Source organism: Geotalea sp. SG265, assembly GCF_022808985.1.
In the GTDB taxonomy this organism is placed as follows: Bacteria; Desulfobacterota; Desulfuromonadia; order Geobacterales; family Geobacteraceae; genus Geotalea.
In genome coordinates, this window is record NZ_JAKZFT010000026.1 from 1 (window position 1) to 23,486 (window position 23,486).

Here is a 23,486-nt window from a genome sequence, read left to right on the forward strand (position 1 = left end):
AGTAAAATGGCTGTAGGACATGGTGGGTTCCTTTCCGTAGTGAGTGTTGGTCGCGCTTCACACACTACCAGAAAACCATCATGTCCTGCTTTTTTATCACGTGGTGCACTTACGAATAGAATCTACCAAGGGAAATCCCGCTGCCTCCTCAGTAGCTTCTCTTACCTCAGCAGAAATCGACGCGTTAAGGCATGCAATTTCACCAGAATTGATTGAGCAGGAAGGATGGGTCATTGACAATAGCGGACGGATACTGAACAACTTAGGCAGAACAATATTCAAAGTCGGATTTGCCAAAGCCGTCAATAAAATCCTACATGGTTAGACCTGACTACAATTGTCAAGGAACAGCATAAATCAATGTAAATCAACTATGGGCTCAACTAATCCAATATACTATAATTGGCATAAGAATCATCAGTATTGATAAATAGATAAACGGGTCTTTGACTAACGCGTACACATTTGGCGCATATTTAATCTCGCGCCTGATATAATTAAATAAGCAGATTGCAACTATAATTATAGAAGGGACTGCAAATACAAAAAAATCAAAAAATGTCCCAAAATCAGCTTGGGCTAGAGATGCGCCGCGTAGTTTATTAGTTGTAACTATGTCTTTTATTAAGACAATTGTTGCAATGAAAGACATGAACAGGGAAACCCACCTGAATAGTCTAGGTTTTGTTTCATTTTTTTTAGAACCAGCCTTTTCATCTTGGGGAAGACCCATCATTTCTTACCACTCCGATCAGAATTTTGTTTGAAAATAAGTAAGCGCCCATGTCCTATAAAATCCAGCATATATTGGATCAAATGGAGGATATTGCCAATTCGATGAATTAGGAGGAAGTCGATAAAGGCATTCTACCAGCGCTTTGTCACAACTTTTTTTCGTATTACAGGTGCCGCCACTCAAACTATCATAACAAGAGTCGTGCTGTTGAAAGCACATATCCATGCTGTCAATAGGGCCTTCCATACCGGAATTACCACCACTCCAGCCTTCACCACCCCAATTCCCATACCTGGGGTGGGTTCTCCATAATCCGAGGGGATCAGTAAAATTAATGGGATTATTTCCAGTATACCCGTATGGATCAAGTGTAGATCTAATTCGTTGTTTTTCCTCAATAATACTAGAATTATTATAAGTATTGCCTATTATAACGATGGGGTCTTTGCTTATGAATCTACCTTCCATCGGGTCATAGTATCTGTACCCGTTGTGATACAGCCCGGTCTCCCTATCCCACTCCCTGCCTGTGAAGCCGAATGGCTGCTTCACGCGGTTCTTCAGGTCCTTGAAATGGCCGAAGGAATCATACTCATACGTCTGTACCACTTTGCCCGCCGTATCGGTCAAAGCAACAACACTCCCCAATCCGTCGGCATGGTAGTAATAGTTGTCCTTGCCGGTATGCACCATCAGATGCTCATCGATGCCGGGGCCGTGGGTGTAGCGGTTGCCGATGGCGCCGGTGTCGTCGTACTCGAAGAGGACATTATCGGCATCGAAGACGTAGTGGGTCGTCGTGGTTGTTCCGCTGTCGGTAACCGTTTTGCTTATTCTGCGGCCGAAAGGGTCATAGGTGTATTCTGCGGTTGTTGTGGGGGTCGCTACCTTGATCAACCGGTTTTCGTAATCCCACGCATAGTTTGCCGTCCCTTCAACGGTAATCTTGCTGACAAGATTGCCGTTCCTGTCGTAGCTGTACGTCCCACCATTGGTAACAAGCTGGTTCCCCTTGTTGTAGACGTAGGTTTTCGTGTTGTGGGATGTGAGACGGTTCCCTACCGGGTCGTAGACATAGAATTCCTTCTGCTGCTGAACGGCGTTGGGTATACCGCCTCCCTTGCCGGTGCTGCTGCTGTATCCGGGGGTGGTGGAAAGTGCCTGGGTAAGGCGGTAGATGGCATCATAGGTGTAGGAAATACTCCTGTCCTGGGTGGTGTTGCTCAGTCGGTTGCCGATCTTGTCGAGGGTGTAGCTGTTGCTGGCAATGGCTGTTCCCTTGCTGTCCCTATGCATCTGGCTCGTGAGATTTCCATCTTTGTCATAGACATAGGTAGTGGCGTCGCCGTTGGGATAGGTGAGGCTGGATCTTCTCCCCAGGCTGTCGTAGCCGAAGGTGAAGTTGCCGCCGTCTTGGATGTTAGTAAGTCTTCCTTTGTCGTAGCTGTAGGTGATAGTTCTTCCGTCGGGACTGACGGTTTTTGTCTTGTTGCCGGCGGCGTCGTAGGCGTAGCTGATTGCCTTGCCGGTTTTGTCGGTGATTTGCGTTACTCTCCCGGTCGCATCATAGGTGAAGGCATAGCCCATGTCCTTATTCGTAGCGGTAAGGATGTTGCCCCTGGCGTCGTAGGTGTAAGTTTCGTCGCTACCGTCGGTATAGTTTTTTTTCAACAATCTGCCGTTGCCATCGTACGTGTATCTGATGGGATTGCCGTTGCCATCGGTTTTACTGGTTAGGTTTCCTTTGGCATCATAGGTGTAACTCGTGGCATTCCCCAGCGGATCGGTCTCGTTCACCAGTTTGCCGAGTGGGTCATACTGGTAACCGGTGCTGTTGCCGTTGGCATCGGTGAGTGCTGTAAGCTTGTCGATCCCCCCGCCGCAGGATGAACAGCCGGTGCCGCTATAGGCATAGGTGGTACTGTTGCCGAGGGCATCGGTTGTATTTATGAGCTGCCCCTTGTAATTGTACTCGTATTTGGTGGTATTGCCGTTGGCGTCGGTCTGGGAGGTCTTGTTGCCACTCAGGTCGTACGTGTAGGTGGTCGCATTCCTCTGCGGGTCGGTCACTTTTACAAGTTGACTCTTGGCGTTGTACTCGTACCGCGTAACTGCACCGCTGGCGTCTGTCTGGCTCAACATGTTTCCAGCAGAGTCATATGTGTAGCTGGTGGTCGCCCCAGTTGGATCGGTGACGGATATAAGGTTACCGCCGGCATCATAGACAAAGCTGGTAGCCTGACCGAGGGGATTCACCATACTTGCAAGATTCCCCTTGCCATCGTAGGTGTAGGTGGAGACGGCGCCGACCGGGTCGGACACCGAGGTCAGGTTGCCGGCGGCATCATAGGTGTAGCGGGTGGCATTCCCCTGGGAATCGGTGATGGAAAGAATCTGGCCGAAGCTGTTGTAAGCATAGCTGGTCGTCTGGCCCATGGTGTCAGTCTTGGAGGTCATATTCCCCTGACCGTCGTAGGTGGAGCTGGTCGTGGTACCGTCCGGGAGAATCGTGGAAAGGCGATTGCCGTTGGCATCATAGGTGTAGAAAGTTACCCCGCCCTGGGGGTCGGTCTTGCTGGTAAGCGTCCCGGCTTGGGTGTCGTAGCGGTAGGTCCAGACTCCACCGTCTTTCTCGGTAAAGGTTGTAGTTTTGATCGGGTCGATTCCCGGTTGGGGATAGGTAACGCTGCGTACTTTCCCTTCCGGATCAGTGGCGGTGGCTGCCCGATAGTTGCCATCATAGGTGTACGTGGTGGTGTTGCCGAGCGGGTCGGTCTTGGTGAGCATGAAGGCGTTTGCATCATAAGTATAGCGCCAGGTACCGCCGTCAGGGTAGCTAACGGAGTCAAGCATATTGCCGCTATAGGTAAAGACGTAGATGTTGCCGATCGGGTCGGTGATTGAGGTAAGATGGTTGGCGGCGTAAGTAAATTGTGCCCTTCCTCCCGCTGGATCTGTGACGCTTGACAGTATGCCGTTGATATAGGCAAAGGTAACCGCATTGCCGTTACGGTCCACTATGGAGTTGATCGAGCCGCTAGAAGCAAAGTTGTATTTCGTGCCATCCTTCTGGGTCAGTGTAGAGGTGCCGTCGCTGTTCCTTACTAATGCTGCATAATCTCCCGGCTGGCTCACATATTGACCATTGCTTAAGGTATAGAGCTTCCGCTTGCCGGTTCCATCACGGAAAACCATGGAACCGTTGTTGCTCTGCTTGAGCGTGATATCATAACTGTGGCTCCAGCCCATGCCAAGTGAGGCATTATGTGGATCACTGCTGTTATAGAAAAGGTTTATTGCAGAGGCAAAGGTCGTTCCCTTTGTTGAAAACAATTCCTGGCGATGAGAAAGGTCTCCACCAGCCATATTGGCTGTTGATCCAAACTGGACATAGAGACCACACTGGCCGTCGGAGGGAGGAACAACGTCAAAATTGATGCTCTTCGAGTCGCGGCATTTGCCATCCTCGGTCTGGGCAGTGAGCGTGGCAGAGTATGAGCCGGGCTCAACAAGCTTGCCGGTAGCGTCCTTGCCGTCCCATGTGACAGATGGGCTTTTACCCGACCCAGAAAATGATTTGCCTGCCACCGTCATAGCCCACTTTACAGCATTGCCGAAATCCTCGGATAATTCGCCGTACAGAGTAATATTGCCACCTGACTGTGGATCAATTATTTTGCTGTTGCCAGAAAAAATATTGATTTTGAGGGAACATTGCTCAATAGGGTAGAACTCAGAAAGCAGCATCGGCGGCAAAGGTGGAAACACCCGATCTGTTGGGGGTTGCGGGACATTAGGATATGTCTGATAATAATAATCTGAGCCTGGGGAACATACATAATGAATATTGTGAAGTATAGAACCGATGCCAAAACATACACCAAAAGTACCAGCAAATGCATCTTGTTCAGAAAAGCGCACACAAAGTGAACGTGCAGCTATGGCAGTATAATTTGGCTCTAGAATTTGTTCAGTGGTACCATCCAGATAAGTTATTTCGTTGACGGCTATTGTATAGATACGGTTTTCCCAATAAGTCGGCCAACCACTTGAGCATGGCCCCTCTGATGTTACTTTCCAGCCAATGAATTTTTGAGCAACTTTGCTGTTTTTCTGGAGATAGACTCTATAACCATCTTTATTATCTCTAACAAAGTATTCCTTATATAATTTATCACCTTTGGTAAAATCAGCACCATATCTAAAACCATTGGATTGCACGGTACTCATAAAATTATCTACGTCATCCAATGTGTATGCAAAAACAGGTTTATCCAAAACACAAGTAACCATCAAGCAAATTAAAGCAATAAAACAGCCTCTTTTAACAAATAATTTCTTCAGGCACCCTAAATCGCAAGACATAAATCCCCCAATGCAATGCAAAATAATTTTTACATATTAATACGATTATTATTTTTATCAATTTTCCTTCGCCATAAATCTACCGAAATTCCCAGAACATCCCGTTAATTCAAAAATTTCATAATCTCTCCTGAAAAAATAAAAAGCCTAGCCCAGAAAAAGGATAGGCTTCAGATCATATGGACAGGCTCCACCATATGTCACTTCGACAGCCCCTCTATCCGGACTGGATGGAAGCTTTGTGCCGCACGGTTACCCGTGCTTCACCTTTTCGGGACATTAAAACTATGTGAGTTTTATCCAGATGGCTTCTGCAGCACCTCCCTGTCTTCTAATTAGAAAATCAGCGTGACCCGGACGCTTTATCAATTTGCATGCCAGGGGCTAAATGTACTGCAGATACGCTGCTAATGTGCCTGGACCCTGTTCTTACATGGAGGGTCGTATTTTGCCATTTGTAAAATTTTTTTACACTTTTGTAAGAAAGAACGTAAATTCAGCAGCTTAGCAGAGTGTAAAGAATTTTTACAACTACATAAAAACTTGTAATTACAATAAGTTATTTGTGTAAAAATTTTTTACACCGGGGAGAGTTCCGGGGGGAATTCCGGAGACAGTATATTAAATTATCTTGCCTTTGGCTTTGGCCCGCGCTTCGCCGGTCGGAGCAGGCGCTCCAGCTCTTGCTCCAATCGCTTTACGAACGTAACTTCGCCAAGTGAGCTTGCAGAAGGATGAAATCATTCTGTGGTAGGCAATAAGGGAGGGGCAATAGCGCCAGGCTTTGCATCTAGTGATTTCAAAAATGTGGACCAATGCACCTGTCATCTCCATGCCTTGGGCGCCTGATCAAGAAGCTCCATGACTTTCTTCGCGTAAAGCACCAGTTGCGCCGATGTGGTTACCGTTGAACTAAAATGCAGATTTCTTTTAATTCCCCAAAACTTTAAATAAGCAATAGCGTTATTAAAAGTTTCGATCAAAGCAGCGGCTCAAAAAGGCGAGATAAGATTACCCTTCAGTGCAGCTGCCTGACCGCCCGGCCCAGCCCTTCCAGGGTCAGGGGAAACATGGGAAAAAGTCCGGCCACGGTGGGGACGGTTTCGTACTGGTTCCAGTAGGTTTCGGGGAGGGGGTTCATCCAGGCGCGCTTGGGGAAGGCATCGGAAAGCTGGCGGAGCCATTCGTGGCCGGTGACGTTGCTGGTCCGGTAGCGTTCCAGTGTGCCGTAGGGGGTCATCAGCTCGTAGGGGGACATGGCTGCGTCGCCGACGATGACCAGGCGGTAGTTCTTGCCGTACTCACGCATCACTTCGGCGGTCGGCACGAATTCGTCGGTTTCCATGTTAGTGTAGAGGTTTTCGTAGACGCAGTTGTGGAAATAGAAGGCGCGGAAATCCTTGAAGTGGTTGAGACCGTGGGCGGCTGAGAAGAGCCGTTCCGAAAGGGCGCGGTACGGCTCCATGGAGCCCCCCGAATCCATGACCAGCAGCAGGCGCACCTGGTTTTCCCGCTCGCGGCCGAAGATCAGGTCGATCTCCCCGGCGTTGCGGCAGGTCTTGTCGATGGTCGCCTCCATGTCCAGCGTTTCTTCCGCGCCACAATCGCGCAGATCCCGCAGCCGCTTCAGGGCAACGCCGATCTGGCGCACGTCCAGGGTCAGGTCGTTGCGCAAATTGCGGTAACGGCGGGCAAAGGCCTGCAGTGCGGCCCTCCCCCCCTGCCGTTCGGCTGCAAAGGAAATGCCGCTGGGGTGGGTGCCGTTGATGCCGAAGGGACTGGTGCCGCCGCTGCCGATCCATTTCTTGCCGCCGTGATGCGCTTCCTTCTGATCATGCAGCCGTTCTTCCAGCTGCTTCAGCAATTCATCCAGGGGAAGCGCCTTGAGTTTATCCAACTCTTCCTGGGAAAATGGGCGGGGCAGGCGCGGGTCCTGCAGCCATTCGAAGATTTTTTCCCTGGTGGCCAGGTCGTCGGGGAGCTTGCCATCCTTGAAGCAGTAGGCGAAGGCCTGGTCGAAGGCGTCGTAGAAAGCCACATCCTTCACCAGCAGGCTGCGGGAGAGGTAATAGAAGTCCTCCAGGTTGTCGTTGTGCAGCCCCTTGGTCAGGCTGTCCAGAAGCGTCAGCCATTCGGTGAGGCTGACCGGGACCTTCAACGCCCGCAGTGAGTGGTAGAGGGTGAGAAACATCAGCTGAAAAAGCGGCGGCCCGCGGTGCGCACGTCGGCCGGGCGGCTGGCGTGGCGGGTCAGGGTCTCCGCATCCTCCTGCATCTTCACCAGTGCGCCAAGGAACGGCACCGCATCCAGCGAGGGAAGGTCGCCTTCGGGCAGCTTTGCCCCGCTGGCCAGAAGTACTCGGATCCAGTCGATCAGTTCGGAGGTGGAAGGACGCTTGCGCAGCCCCTGCACCTCGCGCAGGCCGTAGAAGATCTTGCAGGCACTGGCCACGAGTGCCTCCCCCAGGTTGGGAAAGTGCACCTCGATGATGGCCCGCATCTGCGCCTCGTCGGGAAAGTCGATGTAGTGAAAGACGCAGCGGCGCAGGAAGGCGTCGGGGAGTTCCTTTTCCGAGTTGGAGGTGACGATCACCACCGGGCGCTGGCCCGCCGTCACCCATTCGTCGGTCTCCAGTACATGGAAGCGCATCTCGTCCAGCTCGAAGAGCAGGTCGTTGGGGAACTCGATGTCCGCCTTGTCCACCTCGTCGATGAGGAGCACCACCCGCTTATCGGCGGCGAAGGCTCGCCCAAGGGGGCCGTATTTGATGTAGTGGCGGATGTCCTTGACGTCGCCATCGCCGAAACGGGCATCGTTAAGGCGCTGGACCGTATCGTAGGTATAGAGGCCATCCCTGGCCTTGGTGGTCGATTTCACGTTCCAGAGGATGATCTCCATTCCCAGTGCCTCGGCGATGTGGTAGGCGAGCAGGGTCTTCCCCGTGCCCGGCTCCCCCTTGAGAAGCAAGGGGCGCTCCAGGGCAATGGCCACATTGACCACGTCCTGCAATGCCCGGGAGGCGACGTAGCCCTCCGTGCCGCGGAATTGATGAAACGGGAGATTGCTCATGATGTACTCCTTAGCATCCCCTCTTCGGGGGGGGGTAAAGTTACTGACTCCTTCTTTCGCCGTTGCCGTGGCTTCGGGAGAGAGTGACCGCGCCGCAGCGGCGAGCGGACACCCGCCGAATGGTGAACGAAGGGCATCCGCAGTTAGCTGGTCGGAAATCGAGTAGCGAAGAGATCCCGCAAGGTCCGCAGCTGTGGCGACAGAACGAACGGACGAAGTCGCGGCAGCGGCATCTCCGGTCGGCACAATATGGTATAAAAGTACTAGTTTACCTCTTTATTGTCAAGGGAGTGCTGCGATAACGGTTAACTCCCTCCCCGTCGAGCCTGTTTTCCAATCTGCCGCGGCGGGCCAGGTAGCGCAAATGGGCGAGGCATTCCCCCAGGGCCAGCTGTAGATCGAAATCCCCAAGGGGAGCGGGATAGAGCACCTTCACCAGCTCGTAAGCCGACAGCTCCCGCTCGGCACATGCATCCATGATCATCTGGAACCGCTGGCGGTGGTGGGCCTGCAGCTCCGCGACCCGCCTCCGGGCGCCATAGAAGGGGAGGCCGTGGCCTGGGAGCACAAGAACATCGTCGGGAATGGCCGCCAGCCTTTCCAGGGAGGCAAGCCAATGGCTGAGTGGGTCGTCCTCCGGGTTCATGACGCTGACCGAAACGTTAGTGGAGATGGTCGGCAAAAGCTGGTCCCCGGAGATGAGCACCTTCTTTCGCTTTGAGAAAAGCATGGCATGTTCAGGAGAATGCCCCCGGCCCACCATGACCTGCCATTCGCCATTCAGGGGGTGGGAATCCCGTTCCTGCAAGCGGACGAAGGAAAGGGGCAGGGGAGCGATTTCCCAGCCGAACTCAAACATCACCAACGTCTGGGCCAGGAGCTCCCGGGGAAATCCAGCCCGCTGGAAAAACTCGGCATGTTGCCACGGTACCGCGTCGAGGCCTTCCGGCCAGCCACGCAGGGTATAGTACTCCTCGTAGGTCATGAAGAGAGGGACCCGCCAGCGCTCGGTCAGGTAACCCGCCAGCCCCAGGTGATCCACATGGTAATGGGTGCAGTGCACCCCCACCACCTTCTCCTTCCGCAGCGGGCCGTCACAGAGCTCCTCCCAAATCCCCCGCGTCACCGGAGAATTCAGGCCAGTATCGACAATCATCCACCCACCGGGAACACGCACCAGGTACACGTTGACATGGTCCAGGGCGTAGGGCATGGGCATGCGCAGCCACTTGATGTCGGGTGTGATCTCCACCAACTCCCCCCTTCCGGGAGGATGTCCATACGGATAAAAAAGAGACGCATCGTATGCAACATCCCGCACCGGCAGGCTTGCTGCTTCAGTTTTCGACATGATTCGCTCTTCCTCGGCTATGGGGTAATTTTATAAAACCGTTTGCTTTTTATACTAAAGTGGTACCATAATACCACCTGAGACACAATGGAATATTCTTCCACTTGAAGCGTGACCGTTTCTATAAAACATCTTTTTGGATGAGTATGCAAAACGGCAGCCGACAAACAAAGCGACGCCCGGATTTTTTCCTGGAAAAATACGTGGAGCTTGAGCAGCTCTTTCCCGACCTGCAGTTCGGCTTTGCCATCCTCGATAAAAAACTGCGCTACCAGCACGTCAGCGGCCAGCTGGCCGAATTGAGCGGCATCGACGGCGATAACCTCCAGGGAAAAGAGATCGGCGAGGTCACGCCGCACATCGCCAACGCCCTGGAGCCCATGCTCTTCCGTGTCATGACGGAGGACCGCCCATGCTTCGAGCCGGCGGTGACGATCCCCACCCCAGGAAACCTGAAGACAGCCTGTACCTGGCAGGTGCGCAGCTATCCCCTCCATGGCCAGGACGGCAAGGTACTGGGTGCGGGGATCGTGGTCCGGGACGTTACCGAGCAGAAGCTGCGGGAAGCGACCCAGGCCGAGCGGCTGCAGTTCGAATCACTCCTTGCTACCCTTTCCACGACCTTCATCAACGTCCCGGTCAGCGAGGTAGACGACAAGATCGTCCAGGGGCTGCAGAAGATCGTCGACTTCCTCGGCTTCGACCGAAGCACCGTCTGGCGCGTCGACCCGGACACGGGTGAAATGATCTGCACCCATTCCTACGAGCTCCCCGGCATCAAGCCCCCCCTGGCCGTGCTCCCCCACGCCATGGTGCCGGTCTGGAATTCCATGGTGAAATCCGGGGAGATCTTCAAGATATCGGACATCGATGAGCTGCCTGACCGTTTCTGGCGGGAGAAGCAGTACTGCCGTGACCGCGGCGGCATCCGCTCCATCGTGTTCATTCCCTCCCAGGTCGGCGGCGTCGTCGAAGGGTTCATCACCTTTGTTTCCTACAGCGTTATCAGGACCTGGCCCGATGATCTGATCCAGCGACTGCGCATGCTCTGGGACATTTTCGCCAACTCACTCGAGCGCAAGCGGGCCGACCAGAAGATCCAGCATGCCCTGGCGGAGATCCGCACCCTCAAGGATCGCCTCGAGGCAGAAAATGTCTATCTGCGCGACCAGATCCACATCGAGTACAAGCCGGACGAGATCATTGGCCGGTCCGCGCCGATCCGCACCGTACTGCGCCAGCTGCAGCAGGTGGCCCATACCGATGCAACGGTGCTGCTCCTTGGTGAAACCGGCACCGGCAAGGAACTACTGGCCCGGGCAATCCACAACCTGAGCAACCGCCGGGAGCGGACCATGATCAAGGTCAACTGCGCTGCCCTCCCCGCCGCCCTTATCGAGACAGAGCTCTTCGGCCATGAAAAGGGAGCTTACACCGGCGCCGCTGCACGGCGCATGGGACGCTTCGAGGCCGCCAACGGCTCGACGATCTTTCTCGACGAGATCGGCGAGCTCCCCCTGGACCTGCAGGCCAAGCTGCTACGGGTGCTCCAGGAGGGGCAGTTCGAGCGGCTCGGCAGCACCCGCCCCATAGAGGTGGATGCCCGGGTGGTTGCCGCCACCAACCGTGACCTGGCCCGGGAAGTGAAGGAAGGACGGTTCCGGGAGGACCTCTATTACCGCCTCAACGTCTTTCCCATCGCTGTCCCTCCCCTGCGTGAGCGCAAGGAAGACATCCCCCTCCTGGTCGCTGCCATGGTCAGGGAGTTTGCCGGCGCCTTCGGCAAGACAATCGAGCGGGTGCCGAAAAAGACCATGGACGACCTGATGCACTACTCCTGGCCCGGCAATATCAGGGAGCTGCGCAACGTCATCGAGCGAGCCATGATCCTCAGCAACGGGGCCACGCTCCACGTGGATCTTCCCGACGGCACTCCGACCATCGCCCCGCGCAGTAACCTGCTCCACGAGGTGGAACGGCTGCACATCGCGGATATTCTGGAGCGGACCGGATGGCGCATCCGCGGCAGAAACGGGGCAGCGGAACTTCTGGGGCTCAAGCCGACCACCCTGGAATCGCGCATGCTCAAGCTCGGCATCAGCCGCGCCGCCACCCCCTCCGAAATACCGTAACTACTCCGAAATATCGTAGATTCTGCCGACCCCATCCCATTTCCACCATCTTTCGCACAGTTATTCCCGCCAAAAGATTAAAAGGCCCCTGCCGTCACTGCCCATACTATCCGATATTTCGGAGCCCCCATTTCACCGCATTTTATCAAAATATCATTTCACCAGAACATTACCTTTATTTTTAGTAAGTTATAAAACATTCTCGCAATTTCATGCACGTTGGAATGCCATGTGCAAAACAATGTTTGTGTATTGAGATGTATTCCACCTGTATGGGAGAGTGAGCAATGAACCAACTGGCGATCAAGCAGGAAAGCGAGTTTTTGAAGCGCATCCGCAATCCCGCCCTTTTCGGCAAGATCATGGATGCGGAGGAGACCATCCCCTTCTTCAAGAACGGCATGTACCTGGGATTCTCCGGTTTCGCCGAGGGACATCCCAAAACGGTACCGGCGCTTCTGGCCGACCACGTGGAAAAAAACGGCCTGATGAAAAAGATGAAATTCAATGTCTACACCGGCGCCTCCATCGGCACCGATGTGGACGACCGCTGGGCAAAGCTCGGCATGCTGGGCCGGCGCTGGCCGCACCAGCAGGGCAACACCATCCGCAAGGCGATCAATGCCGGCGAGATCGACTACGGCGACCGCTACCTCTCCATGTATGCCCAGGATTTCGGCTACGGCTACTATACCCTGGATAATGGCGGCAAGATCGACATCGGCATTATCGAGGCCAGCGCCATCACCGAAGATGGCAGCATTGTCCCGACCCTGGCGGTCGGCATCATCTCCGAGATCGTCGAGCGGGCGGAGAAGATCATCATCGAAATCAACAGCAAGATTCCTTCCCTTGAAGGGCTCCACGATTGCGTCGGCGTCAGTCTTCCTCCCAACAAGCAGGTCTACAACATCCGCAGCGTCAAGGACCGCATCGGCACCACCGCCATCCCCTGCAACCCGGATAAGATCATCGCCATCGTCGAATCCTACAAGGATCCGGTGGGACGTCCCCTGGGGGCACCGGACGGCAACTCGGTACTTATCGCCAACCACATCATCGACTTCCTCCAGCACGAAGTGAAGCAGGGGCGCCTGCCGAAGAACCTGCTGCCGCTCCAGTCGGGGGTCGGCTCCATTGCCAATGCAGTCATCGGCGGGCTTCTCACCAGCCCCTTCGAGAATCTCAACGTCTGGACCGAGGTATTCCAGGACAACCTGCTGGACATGTTCGATTCGGGCAAGCTGGATTACGTGACCACCGCCTCCTTCTCCCTCTCGGACAACGGCATCAGGAGGCTTCTGGCGGACTGGGACAAGTATACCTCGCGGACCCTGCTGCGTCCCATCCAGATCACCAACCACGCCGAGCCGGTACGCCGGCTCGGGCTGATCTCCATGAATACGCCGGTGGAGTTCGACATCTACGCCCACGTCAATTCCTCCATCGTCAACGGTTCCCGGCTCCTGAACGGCGTCGGCGGCTCCGGCGATTTCATGCGCAACGCCTACCTCTCCATCATGCACACCCCGTCGACCCGTCCTTCCCAGACGGACCTCCACGGCATCAGTTGCGTCGTCCCCATGGTCACCCATGTGGACCACACCGAACACGACATGGATGTGCTGGTAACGGAACAGGGGCTGGCTGACCTGCGCGGCCTTTCACCACGGGAGCGGGCCCAGCATATCATCAGCCATTGCGCCCATCCCGAATACCGGCCGCTGCTCCAGGATTACTTCGACCGGGCATTGAAGGAGTGCCTGGCCAACAACAGCGCCCACGAGCCGCACATGCTGCACAAGGTATTCAAGATGTACCGCAACCTGGAAGAAAAGGGGACCATGAAGCTGGAGAACTGGGACTGACACGGTCATATCATTTCAGGTTGTTGAAAAACGTCATGAGGAGGTTGCTATGCAAGGCGCAAGCGAGCGAGGAGATGAGGCGTACCCTCTGTACGTTGAATTTCCGAGCGAGTGGCAACGCGGCAAAGCGACCCCGCAATAGTTTTGCAACAACCTGATACAGAAGGAGTCATCAATGACAGCACAACGCAAAGACTGGGCATCGCTGGCCAGGATGCCGAAGTTCATTGAACTGCACAGCAGAAAGAAAGCGTTCCTCATTACCCTGTGGTGCCTGGGATCAGCCATGTTCTATCTGCTGCCCATCTGCGCCGGCTATGCACCGGCATTCATGAAAGCCAAGGTCTTCGGCAGACTCAACGTCACCTACTTTTTCTGCCTCTTCGAATTCGCCATGACCTGGGCCATCGCCATCATCTACACCCATCGCTCCAACACCTATTTCGATCCCTTGACAAAAGAGGTGTTGTCCGACATCGCCAGGGGGGAACACGCATGAAACGCCTTTTCATTCCATTGATCCTCTGCATGGTCCTTTGTCAGGTCCAGTTTGCCGCAGCTGCCGACCGGCAGGAAGTTCAGGTCGCCACCTCCACAACCAGCAGCCCGGTACCCCTGACGGCAGCGGTGGCACCATCCGTTAAGGACCCCGTGACCGCTAAACCGGCGGCACCCCTCGCCAAAGAAATGAAAACCAACAAGGCCATCACCTTGAGCATGTTCTTCGCCATCATCCTCTTTACCGGCTACATCGTCGTCCGGGCGGCAAAAAGCACCCGGACCACCGCCGACTACTATGCGGCAGGGGGAGGCATCTCCGGCTTCCAGAATGGCTGGGCCATTGCCGGTGACTACCTCTCGGCAGCCACCTTTCTCGGCATTGCCGGCATCACCTCCGTCTTCGGTGCCGACGGTTTCATGTACGCGGTGGGGCCATTTTTCTCCTTCGTCACCATCCTCCTGGTCATTGCCGAGCCGTGCCGCAACGCCGGCAAGTATACCCTGGGGGACATCCTCTCGCTCCGCTCCGCCTCCAAGGTTGTACGGGGCACCGCGGCGCTGTCGGCGGTGGTGGTCTCGACCTTTTACCTGCTCGGCCAGATGGTCGGGGCGGGCAAGCTGATGCAGCTTCTCCTGGGCATTCCTTACAGCGCCTCCGTTATCGGCGTCGGCGTTCTGATGATCCTCTATGTCACCTTCGGCGGCATGAAGGCCACCACCTGGGTGCAGATCATCAAGGCCTTCCTCCTGGTTCTGAGCGGCCTCACCATCACTTTTCTGCTGCTCTGGAAGTTCGGCTTCAACCTCTTTGCCTTCTATGACGCAGTTGCATCCAGCCCCGCCATCCAGGAGCACGTGCGCGGTCTTTTGAAACATGCCACGCCGCAGCCGGGCTTCGACTATGGCCAGCGTTTCCTTGAGCCGGGACTGATCCTCAAGGACCCCCTCGACCAGATCTCCCTGGGCATAGCTTTCGCCCTCGGCGCAGCCGGTCTCCCCCACATCATGATGCGCTTCTTTACCGTCCCCAATGCCCAGGCCGCCCGCAAGAGCGTCGTCATCTCCATGGTGTTAATCGGCGCCTTCATGATCATGGTCACCCTGATCGGCTTCGGCGCCGCCCTTTTCATCACTCCGCAGCAGATCACCGCCGTGGACAAGGGGGGCAACATGGCCGCCCCCATGATCGCGCAATTTGTTGGTGGCGGTGCTGGTACCCTGGGTGGTGACCTCTTCCTCGCCTTTGTCTGCGCGGTCGCCTTCTCCACCATCATCGCCGTCGTCTCCGGCTTGATCCTGGCGGTCTCCGCCGCCGTCGCCCATGATTTCTACGTGAACGTTCTCAAGGACGGCAAGCCGGACCAGAAGGAACAGATGAAGATCGCCCGCATCTCAGCCTTTGTCATCGGCACCATCGCCATCGCCCTGGGTATCGCCTGCGAGAAGCAGAACATCGCCCATTTGGTGGTGCTCGCCTTTGCGGTGGTCGCCTCCAGCAACTTCCCGGTAATCCTCTTCGCCCTCTTCTGGAAACGGTTCAATGCGGGGGGAATCGTCACCGGCCTTACCGTCGGCGCGGTGTTCGCCATCGGCGTCGTGCTCGTCTCCCCCACCATGACCTACCCAAAGAAGATCGCCGCCGACGCCAAAAAGGTAGTGGAACAACTGGAGCAGAAGCAGGCCTCGGGGCTGCTTTCGGCTGACAAGGAAGTAACAGCACTGGCGAAAGCGCGGGCTGACTATGCGAAGAATAAGGATGGGAAATCGTTGGTCGGCCTGGATGCCCCCCTCTTCCCCCTGAAGAACCCAGCCATCCTCTCGGTGCCGGTCGGCTTCCTCGCTGCCATCGCCGGCACCTTCCTCTTCGGCACCCGGCGTGAAGAAGAGATGTTCGATGAACTGTACATCCGCCAGAATACCGGCTACGGCATGGCCGACGCCAGTGAGCACTGATGGAACTGCAATCCACTGACATGCAACCATTTTTCAGGAGGCACGAATGTTTAAGAAATCCGTAGTGTTGACCGTAGCGATCCTTTCCCTGGCAGTGACCGCCAATGCCGAAGAGCAGACCGCCTATAACTGCGACTACTCCCCCTCGTGCGAGGTGGCGCCCGGCATGTACGGTGCCATGGCCTCACCGGCAAAGAGCAAGTTCAACCTCTCCATCGGCGGCTACGTCAAGCTCGATTATATCCACAACACCAATGCGGTCGGTCCATTGAGCCCCGGCGCTCCTGGTGGCAACCTCCCCGCCGGCGGCTCAAAGGATGAATCACTCTTCACCGCCAAGCAGTCCCGCCTCTGGCTGCGGGTCGCCGGCCCCACCTTCCTCGGCGCCAGGACCAACGCCCTCATCGAGACCGATTTCTATGGCGGCGGTTCGGGCAGCAACGAAATGGGCAATCTGCGCATGCGCCATGCCTACGGCAGCCTCGACTGGGCCGACACCCAAGTGCTATTCGGCCAGTTCTGGGATGTCTTCACCCCTGCCGCCGCCGACACCATCGACTTCCGCCAGGGAGCAACCACCGGCACCCCAAGCAATCCGCGGGTGCCCCAGATCCGTCTCACCGAGAAGTTCAATCTGAACGGTGACAATAGCATCAAGCTGGTCCTCGCCCTGCAGAACCCGATCCAGGATTCCGCCTCGGCTGGCGCCAACTCCATCTCCCGAACCACCGGACTGGGAAGCTACGTTAATGCCGCTGGACAGCTCATCTACTCCAGCAAGGCACTCGGCGTCTCCCCCGGTTTCATGGGCCTCGGCATGAGCCCCCTCCAGGCAGGTTTCTTCGGCCTTGCCGGCAGACAGAAGATCGAAGGAAACAGTAGTGTCGATGGTCACGGCTACGGCTTCTATGGCTTCGTACCCCTCCTGAAGTCCAAGGATGGAAAGAACAGAGCCATGACACTCTCCCTGGAAACCCAGGCCTACATTGCCGCCGGGCTTGATGTTCAGGGTGCCACCGCCCTGGCGGTGGTCGGCGACAAGCCCAACCTCACCCCTGCCAAAGGCTTTGGTCTCTATGGGCAACTCAAGTTTCATCCCACCCAGGATCTGGGGATCACCGGCGGCTATCAACGGCGCCAGGTGCTGAACAGCGATAACTACCGGAACCTCTCCGCCGCCACCCTGGCCCTAAGCAACACCGCCAACGGTGTGGAGAAATATAACGAACTGGTCTACGGCAACGTCACCTACGACCTCAATGCGGCCGTTCGCCTCGCCGCCGAGGTGGAGCACCAGAAATCACAATACCTGGCCACCAAGACAGGCGGGGCTAGCAATGCCTTCGGCCAGAACAATGTCGTCCGCTTTGCCGCCTACTATTTCTTCTAACCTGTAGAAAACACCGTGCGCCCGGAACATCGGGCGCCCAATCCCATAAGAGAAGGAGATTTACCATGTTAACCAAGGCTTTCATTCCCTACCGCGGTTACTACAGCACCCCCTTCGCCAAGTGGCAGGGAACGCTGGCCAACGAGCATTCCATCGTCCTCGGTGCCGCAACGTCCAAGCGCTTTTTTGAAAGCAAAGGATGGGATCCCAAGACCATCGACTACGTCCTGGTAGGCAGCACCGTATACCAGCAGCAGTGGTTCTATTCAGGCCCCTGGGCGGCAGCCATGATGGGGGCGGAAGCCTCCCCCGGCGTGCTCATAACCCAGGCCTGCTCCACCTCCGCCTTCTCCCTCTACCAGGCGGGAATGGGGATCGAAACCGGCATGTTCAATAACAGCTGGTGCCTTCTGGCCGACCGCTGCTCCAACGGCCCCCATGCCGTCTGGCCCAATCCCAACGGCCCTGGTGGCAAGCCCATAGCAGAGGACTGGTTCATGGACAACGTCAACAAGGACCCCTGGGCCGGCGAGGCAATGATCAGGACCGCAGAAAACGTAGCGAAAGAGTTCGGCATCACCCGCGAACAGTGCGACGAGCTGACGCTGCGGCGTTACGAGCAGTACCAGCAGGCTCTGGCCAATGACCGGGAGTTCCAGAAGCGCTACATGTTCCCGGTGGAAATACAGTTGACCAAAAAGAAAACCGTCACCCTGGAAGCGGACGAAGGGGTGATGGCGACGACGAAGGAGGGGCTGGCCGGCCTCAAGCCGGTCCTCCCCGATGGTGTCCTCACTTTCGGCGCCCAGACCTTCCCCGCCGACGGCAATTGCGGCGTCAGTGTCACTACTCGGGAAAAGGCGCGGGAACTGAGCGACAACCCCAGCATCGAAATTCAATTGATTTCCTTCGGCTACGCCCGCACCAAGAAGGCGCACATGGCAGCCGCCGTCGCCCCGTCGGCCCAAATGGCCCTGGATAAGGCGGGGATCAAGGTCAGCGACGTCAAGGCGGTGAAGACCCATAACCCCTTTGCCGCCAACGACCTGGCCATGGCCAAGGAACTGGGCATGGACGTTAATACCATGAACAACTACGGCTCGTCCCTCATCTACGGTCATCCCCAGGCCCCCACCGGCGCCAGGCTGATGATTGAAGGGATCGAGGAACTGGCTGCCAAGGGGGGAGGCTACCTCCTCTTCTCCGGCTGTGCCGCCGGCGACACTGCCGCCTCGGTGGTGCTTAAGGTAAGTTGACCGGATCACCAGGCACACTTTTGGAGCAGTCAGTCGTGGCATCGGGAGTGAGTGACGAGCCACAGCGGCGAGCGGACACCCGCCGCATGTTGAACAAAAGGGGAAAAGTCACTTCTAGCACGTGCATAATTACACGGGCGGCACCGCAAGGTCCGCAGCTGTGGCGACAGAACGAACGGACGATGCCACGACTGACGTACAAAGTTAAATCCCCTCGATCCCTTAAGGGAACATCCTTAACTACAGGAGCAATACCATGGCTTACGAATTCATCACTCTTAAACAAGAAGGGCGGGTCCTTACCATCAGCCTCAACCGTCCCCCCACCAACCCCCTCAATGGCCGCTTTGGTCAGGAGATCTTCAAGGCTTTCAGCGAAGTCGAACAGATGGAAGAGGTAACGGTGGTGGTCATCACCAGCGCCCTGGAAAAGGCCTTCATCGCCGGGGCCGACATCAAGGAGATGGCCGCCCAGGATGCGGCGGAGGCGGAGCAGTTCTCAAAACTCCTGCAGGGTGCCAACAATATCTTGAACCGCATGAAGAAGATCGTCATTGCCGCCATCAACGGCCATGCTCTGGGCGGGGGCTGCGAACTGGCCATGGCCTGCGACTATCGCCTGATGACCTCCGGCAAAGCGCTCATCGGCCTGCCAGAGGCAGGCCTCGGCATCATTCCCGGCGCCGGTGGGACCCAACGGCTGCCGCGGCTGGTAGGGCTCTCCAAGGCCCTGGATATCCTGCTGCGCGGCAGGACCATGAGCCCCCAGGAGGCCCTTGAGATATGCCTGGTGGACAAGCTCATCGCACCGGAGAACTTCCAGGCGGAGGTGATGCAGTTTGCCCAGGAATTGGCCGCCGGGGCGGGCAAGGCCCTTGGCTACATCAAGGCAGCGGTCTACGAGGGGATCGACCTCCCCCTGGAGCAGGCCCTGGCCGTTGAGCGTAAGTATTCTGCAGAAAACAGCAAGACCCACGATGCCAAGGAAGGGCTTACCGCTTTTATCGAGAAGAGGAAGCCAAATTTCCAGAATAAGTAACCCCCCCTCTTAAGTTAAGAGGACCCGCAGGGCCTAAAGGGGTCTGGGGGGGAGTTATGAAAGAGTAACCCTCCCGACCTACCCTTAATCTAAGGGGAGGAGCAATTTCAGATAACCAAAGGAGAACAACAATGAAACTTGAAGATATCAAAACAGTAGGCATGGCAGGAGCAGGCAGCATGGGGGCGGGCATTGCCCAGATCGCCGCCATGGCAGGTTTCCAGGTGAAGGTCGTGGACATGAGCGAGGAGGTCTGGGGGCGGGCGAAGAAGACCATCGTCAAGAGCCTGGAGCGGATCGTCAAGAAGGGAACCATCACGGAGAAGGAGATGGAAGAGACCATCGCCCGCATCAGCTTCTCCACCGACGTGGCGAGCCTGAAAGGGGTTCCCTTCATCTTCGAGGCGGTCTTCGAAGATATCAATGTGAAGAAGGAGCTCTTCAACAAGCTGGATGCCATCTGCGGCGCCGACACCATCTACGCCACCAATACCTCCTCCATCTCCATCACCGAAATGGGAGCCCTGGTAAAGAATCCGGCCAACTTCATCGGCATGCACTTCTTCAATCCGGTACCGGTGATGAAACTGGTGGAGGTGATCCCCGCCCTGCAGACCGCCCCGGCCACCAAGGAGCTGGCCCTGGAGATGTCAAAGAAGATCGGCAAGACCGCCATCACCTGCAAGGACACCCCCGGCTTCGTCGTCAACCGCCTCTTCGTCCCCTATATCATCGATGCGGTCAGGCTCCTGGAGGAAGGGGTGGCCTCGGCCGAGGACATCGACACCGCCATGAAGCTCGGCTGCAACATGCCCATGGGACCGCTGGAGTTCCAGGACTTCGCTGGGGTGGACATCGGCTACCACGTGATCAACATCTTCCATGACTATATGAAGCAGGAGCGTTTTGCCGCTCCCGGCCTGCTCAGGAACATGATCAAGGCAGGTTATGTGGGGCGCAAGGCGGGCAGAGGGTTTTACGATTACTCGGAAGAGAAGTAACGATCCTGGCATAAAGCTCCCTCCCCCTTGTGTACCCGCAGGGCATGAAGGGGAGGGTTGGGGAGAGGGTGACCCCAATGGATTCGAAAAAACTAAGATTGAAACCAATAGTATGAAGGAGACGGCAATGCACAGCACCCTTTTGAGCGGCGGAGAATTTCTCCTGGCCGATACCGCCCGCATGGACACCTTTTCACCGGAGGAATTCACCGCCGAACAGCGGCAGATTGCGGAAACCACCGATGAGTTCATGAAGAAGGAGGTCTTTCCCTTTATCGACCGCATCGAGGAAAAGGACAATGCCTTCATCGTGGAGAAGATGCGCCAGTGCGCCGAGCTGGGGCTGTTTCTGGCCGAGGTTCCCGAGGAGTACGGGGGGCTTGAGCTGGAAAAGACCACCAACATGCTGATGATTGAAAAGGTGGCGCCGGCAACATCCTTCTGCATGGCCTTCGGCGGCCATACGGGCATCGGCATCCTCCCCATGGTCTACTACGGTACGCCCGACCAGAAAGAGCGCTATCTGGGCAAGCTCTCCTCTGGGGAGTGGTTCGGCGCCTATGCCCTGACCGAACCCGACTGCGGCAGCGATCCCCTGAGCTCGCGGACCACCGCCACCCTTTCCGCCGACGGCAAGTACTACATCCTCAACGGCACCAAGCAGTTCATCACCAACTCCGCCTTTGCCGACCTCTTCACCGTCTTCGCCAAGATCGACGGCCAGCACTTCTCCGCTTTCCTGGTGGAAAAGAGTTTCGAAGGGTTCACGGTAGGTGCGGAAGAAAAGAAGATGGGGCTGAAGGGCTCGTCAACGACCCAGCTTATGCTGGACAACGTCAAGGTGCCGGTGGAAAACCTCCTGGGCGAGCCGGGCAAGGGGCACAAGATCGCCTTCAATGTCCTCAATGTGGGGCGCCTCAAGGTGGCAACCCAGGCCCTGGGCATGTCCAAAGGGGCTTTTGGCGAAGCGGCATCCTATGCGACGATGCGCAAACAGTTCGGCAAGCAGATCGGGGAGTTCGGTGCCATCAAGGAGAAACTGGCGGATATGACCGCCGCCATCTTTGCCTCCGAGACGGTCATCTATCGGGTCGCCGGGCTCCTGGACAGCCGGCTGGCACTGCTCGATCATTCGGGAAACGATTATTATGAGCGCTACCAGAAGGCGATAGAGGAGTATGCCGCCGAGTGCGCCATTGCCAAAGTTTTCTGCACCGATGAACTGGACATGGTCGTAGACGAGGCGGTGCAGATCCATGGCGGCTATGGCTACATTGCCGAGTACCCGGTGGAGCGGTATTACCGGGATGCCCGTATCCAGCGCATCTTCGAAGGAACCAATGAGATCAACCGCATCCTCATCCCCACCATGCTCTTCCGCAAGGCCGACAACGGCGGCAGCCAACTTTGGAAGCTGGTGGAAAAAATCGGGGCAGGATCAGCGGCCGAAACGGCCTATTCCGGCGAGTTCAGCGACGCAGCCGCAACGGTGGCCCGCCTGAAAAACCTGCTCTTGCAGATAATGGGTGCTGCAGCACCGGCCCGGGACCACCAGGAAGTGATGCTGGCCTTTTCCGACATGATCATCGCCACCTTTGCCCTGGAAAGTACTCTGCTGCGGGCGGACAAAACCTATGTCTCCGCCAGCCAATTGAAGCAGGAGCTGCTCAAGGCGGTGATAACGGTGCTGACATTTGACCTTTCCAGCCGAGTCCAGAGGGCCGCCACACGCTGCTGCGCCTATGCATTGACCGGTGATCGACTGGTGGAGATGCAGAAAGAAATCTTCATTCTTTCCTCCCCACTGGTAGAGAGGCTTCTGGAGGCAAAACACCGGCTTTACCAGGCAGCGCAGGAAGCAGGTCGCTACTGCTTTTAGCGCCATCCAAGATACGAGAAGTAGAAAAGCCTCCTCCACAATGGAAGATGCTTTTTTTGCTCATTTGGGAATCCTATCGAGAGTGTGGATTTTCAACAAGCTGCGATTCCCACATCCTGCGCATTTTCGAGGGGGCCCACGAGATAAACCGCATCGTCCCCATCACCTCCCCTTGCCGTTGTCGCCTCGGCCAACTTCCCCGTCCTGCTCTTTTCCCTGTTCTGGAAGCGCTTCAATTCCGGCATCATCGCAGGCCTGATGGTCGGCACCGTCCGCTATAACCTGTCCCCTTCTTGCCCCCATCATTGAGACAAAAGGCGATTTTCCCCCAATACAATCACGGCAATTACTGATGCAAAAGTCCTAATGAATACCTTGACACTCTTGCTTCCTGAGGTGTATGAATGTCCTTTAAAAAGCTGAAGGTGCAAGACCAAGCCGCACAGGAGGTACAGATGCTGAAGGACATGAAAACGCAAAAGCACCTGAAACCTGGACAGCAGGGGACCAAGCGCCTGGTTGAACAGTTCGGGGATGCGCTTGTCTGTGTGCGGTACCGTTACGATGCAATCCACGGCGTCCGGCTGAAGACGGTGGAGATAATCGTAGAGGAAAAGCCATGCACGACAGCGCCACACCGGGATGAGGAGATTGTCCCAGTGGTTGTTGCCTATACCGAAAAGCCCTTGAGGGACAAACTGAAAGCGGCAGGCGCAAAATGGGACCCGCAGGAGAAGGTCTGGTTGATAGCCTACGGCAAGATTCGTGGGACAGAACTGGAAGATAGAATATGCCCAGCATAATATGAGTTACCTATATCAGGGCATTGAAAAACCCCCGCATTGAGCAGCTATGCCCCCTCAAGGGGCCAAATAGCATAAGTTATTTGTTTGGCTTGCTAAATTTATGCTCTTTGAAACTCAATTTTGCCGGGTTAGCCAGCCAT

17 protein-coding genes and 1 riboswitch are annotated in these 23,486 nt (G+C 56.0%); of the genes, 11 read left to right on the plus strand and 6 right to left on the minus strand.

Going from position 1 to position 23,486, the window contains the following annotated elements:
* Positions 1-379 precede the first annotated feature (379 nt).
* From ML541_RS18290 to ML541_RS18310, 5 genes are all read right to left on the minus strand, one after another.
* Positions 380-736 (minus strand): hypothetical protein, encoded by a 357-nt coding sequence (locus ML541_RS18290; RefSeq protein WP_243375331.1) that lies wholly within the window; start codon positions 734-736, stop codon positions 380-382.
* A 15-nt stretch (positions 737-751) separates the two neighbouring features.
* The gene (locus ML541_RS18295; protein WP_243375334.1) at positions 752-4,324 is read right to left on the minus strand and encodes an RHS repeat-associated core domain-containing protein; all 3,573 of its coding nucleotides are present in this window, start codon (positions 4,322-4,324) and stop codon (positions 752-754) included.
* Between the two features lie 981 nt (positions 4,325-5,305).
* A riboswitch (cyclic di-GMP riboswitch) is annotated at positions 5,306-5,379 on the minus strand.
* Between the two features lie 740 nt (positions 5,380-6,119).
* Complete coding sequence (locus ML541_RS18300; RefSeq protein ID WP_243375336.1) at positions 6,120-7,292, minus strand: VWA domain-containing protein; 1,173 nt, start codon at positions 7,290-7,292, stop codon at positions 6,120-6,122.
* Positions 7,292-8,170, minus strand: coding sequence for a MoxR family ATPase (locus ML541_RS18305; RefSeq protein WP_243375338.1), 879 nt, complete (start codon positions 8,168-8,170; stop codon positions 7,292-7,294). The genes ML541_RS18300 and ML541_RS18305 overlap by 1 nt, the downstream gene beginning before the upstream one ends.
* Positions 8,171-8,438: 268 nt before the next feature.
* On the minus strand, positions 8,439-9,521 hold the full coding sequence (locus ML541_RS18310) for an MBL fold metallo-hydrolase (protein ID WP_243375341.1): 1,083 nt from the start codon (positions 9,519-9,521) through the stop codon (positions 8,439-8,441).
* A 146-nt stretch (positions 9,522-9,667) separates the two neighbouring features.
* Between ML541_RS18310 and ML541_RS18315 the strand changes: the two genes are divergently transcribed.
* The 9 genes from ML541_RS18315 to ML541_RS18355 all read left to right on the plus strand — a co-directional run bounded on the left by ML541_RS18315 (position 9,668) and on the right by ML541_RS18355 (position 22,540).
* Complete coding sequence (locus ML541_RS18315) at positions 9,668-11,653, plus strand: sigma 54-interacting transcriptional regulator (RefSeq protein ID WP_243375343.1); 1,986 nt, start codon at positions 9,668-9,670, stop codon at positions 11,651-11,653.
* A 287-nt stretch (positions 11,654-11,940) separates the two neighbouring features.
* Positions 11,941-13,521 (plus strand): acetyl-CoA hydrolase/transferase C-terminal domain-containing protein, encoded by a 1,581-nt coding sequence (locus ML541_RS18320; protein ID WP_243375346.1) that lies wholly within the window; start codon positions 11,941-11,943, stop codon positions 13,519-13,521.
* A gap of 175 nt (positions 13,522-13,696) precedes the next feature.
* Positions 13,697-14,020, plus strand: coding sequence for a DUF485 domain-containing protein (locus ML541_RS18325; RefSeq protein WP_243375350.1), 324 nt, complete (start codon positions 13,697-13,699; stop codon positions 14,018-14,020).
* A complete protein-coding gene (locus ML541_RS18330) occupies positions 14,017-15,975 on the plus strand; it encodes a cation acetate symporter (protein ID WP_243375353.1) in 1,959 nt (652 codons plus the stop codon). The genes ML541_RS18325 and ML541_RS18330 overlap by 4 nt, the downstream gene beginning before the upstream one ends.
* Before the next feature lie 46 nt (positions 15,976-16,021).
* Positions 16,022-17,365, plus strand: a complete 1,344-nt coding sequence (locus ML541_RS18335) for a hypothetical protein (protein ID WP_243375355.1) — start codon at positions 16,022-16,024, stop codon at positions 17,363-17,365.
* 65 nt (positions 17,366-17,430) lie between these two features.
* Positions 17,431-18,621, plus strand: coding sequence for a thiolase family protein (locus ML541_RS18340; RefSeq protein ID WP_243375357.1), 1,191 nt, complete (start codon positions 17,431-17,433; stop codon positions 18,619-18,621).
* 256 nt (positions 18,622-18,877) lie between these two features.
* A complete protein-coding gene (locus ML541_RS18345) occupies positions 18,878-19,660 on the plus strand; it encodes an enoyl-CoA hydratase/isomerase family protein (protein ID WP_243375360.1) in 783 nt (260 codons plus the stop codon).
* Positions 19,661-19,791: 131 nt separating this feature from the next.
* Positions 19,792-20,661 (plus strand): 3-hydroxyacyl-CoA dehydrogenase family protein, encoded by an 870-nt coding sequence (locus ML541_RS18350; RefSeq protein WP_243375363.1) that lies wholly within the window; start codon positions 19,792-19,794, stop codon positions 20,659-20,661.
* A 127-nt stretch (positions 20,662-20,788) separates the two neighbouring features.
* Positions 20,789-22,540 carry an acyl-CoA dehydrogenase family protein gene (locus tag ML541_RS18355; RefSeq protein WP_243375366.1) on the plus strand — a complete coding sequence of 584 codons (1,752 nt, stop codon included), beginning with the start codon at positions 20,789-20,791 and terminating at the stop codon, positions 22,538-22,540.
* Positions 22,541-22,632: 92 nt separating this feature from the next.
* Here the strand turns inward: ML541_RS18355 and ML541_RS18360 are convergent, their stop codons facing one another.
* Complete coding sequence (locus ML541_RS18360) at positions 22,633-22,788, minus strand: hypothetical protein (RefSeq protein WP_243375369.1); 156 nt, start codon at positions 22,786-22,788, stop codon at positions 22,633-22,635.
* On the opposite strand from ML541_RS18360, the gene ML541_RS19025 reads away from it, so the two are divergent.
* Positions 22,757-22,849, plus strand: a complete 93-nt coding sequence (locus ML541_RS19025) for a hypothetical protein (protein WP_347710817.1) — start codon at positions 22,757-22,759, stop codon at positions 22,847-22,849. The two genes, ML541_RS18360 and ML541_RS19025, sit on opposite strands and share 32 nt — an antisense overlap.
* A 146-nt stretch (positions 22,850-22,995) precedes the next feature.
* Entirely contained in the window at positions 22,996-23,343 is a 348-nt protein-coding gene (locus tag ML541_RS18365; protein ID WP_243375371.1) for a hypothetical protein, read from the plus strand.
* Positions 23,344-23,486 lie beyond the last annotated feature (143 nt).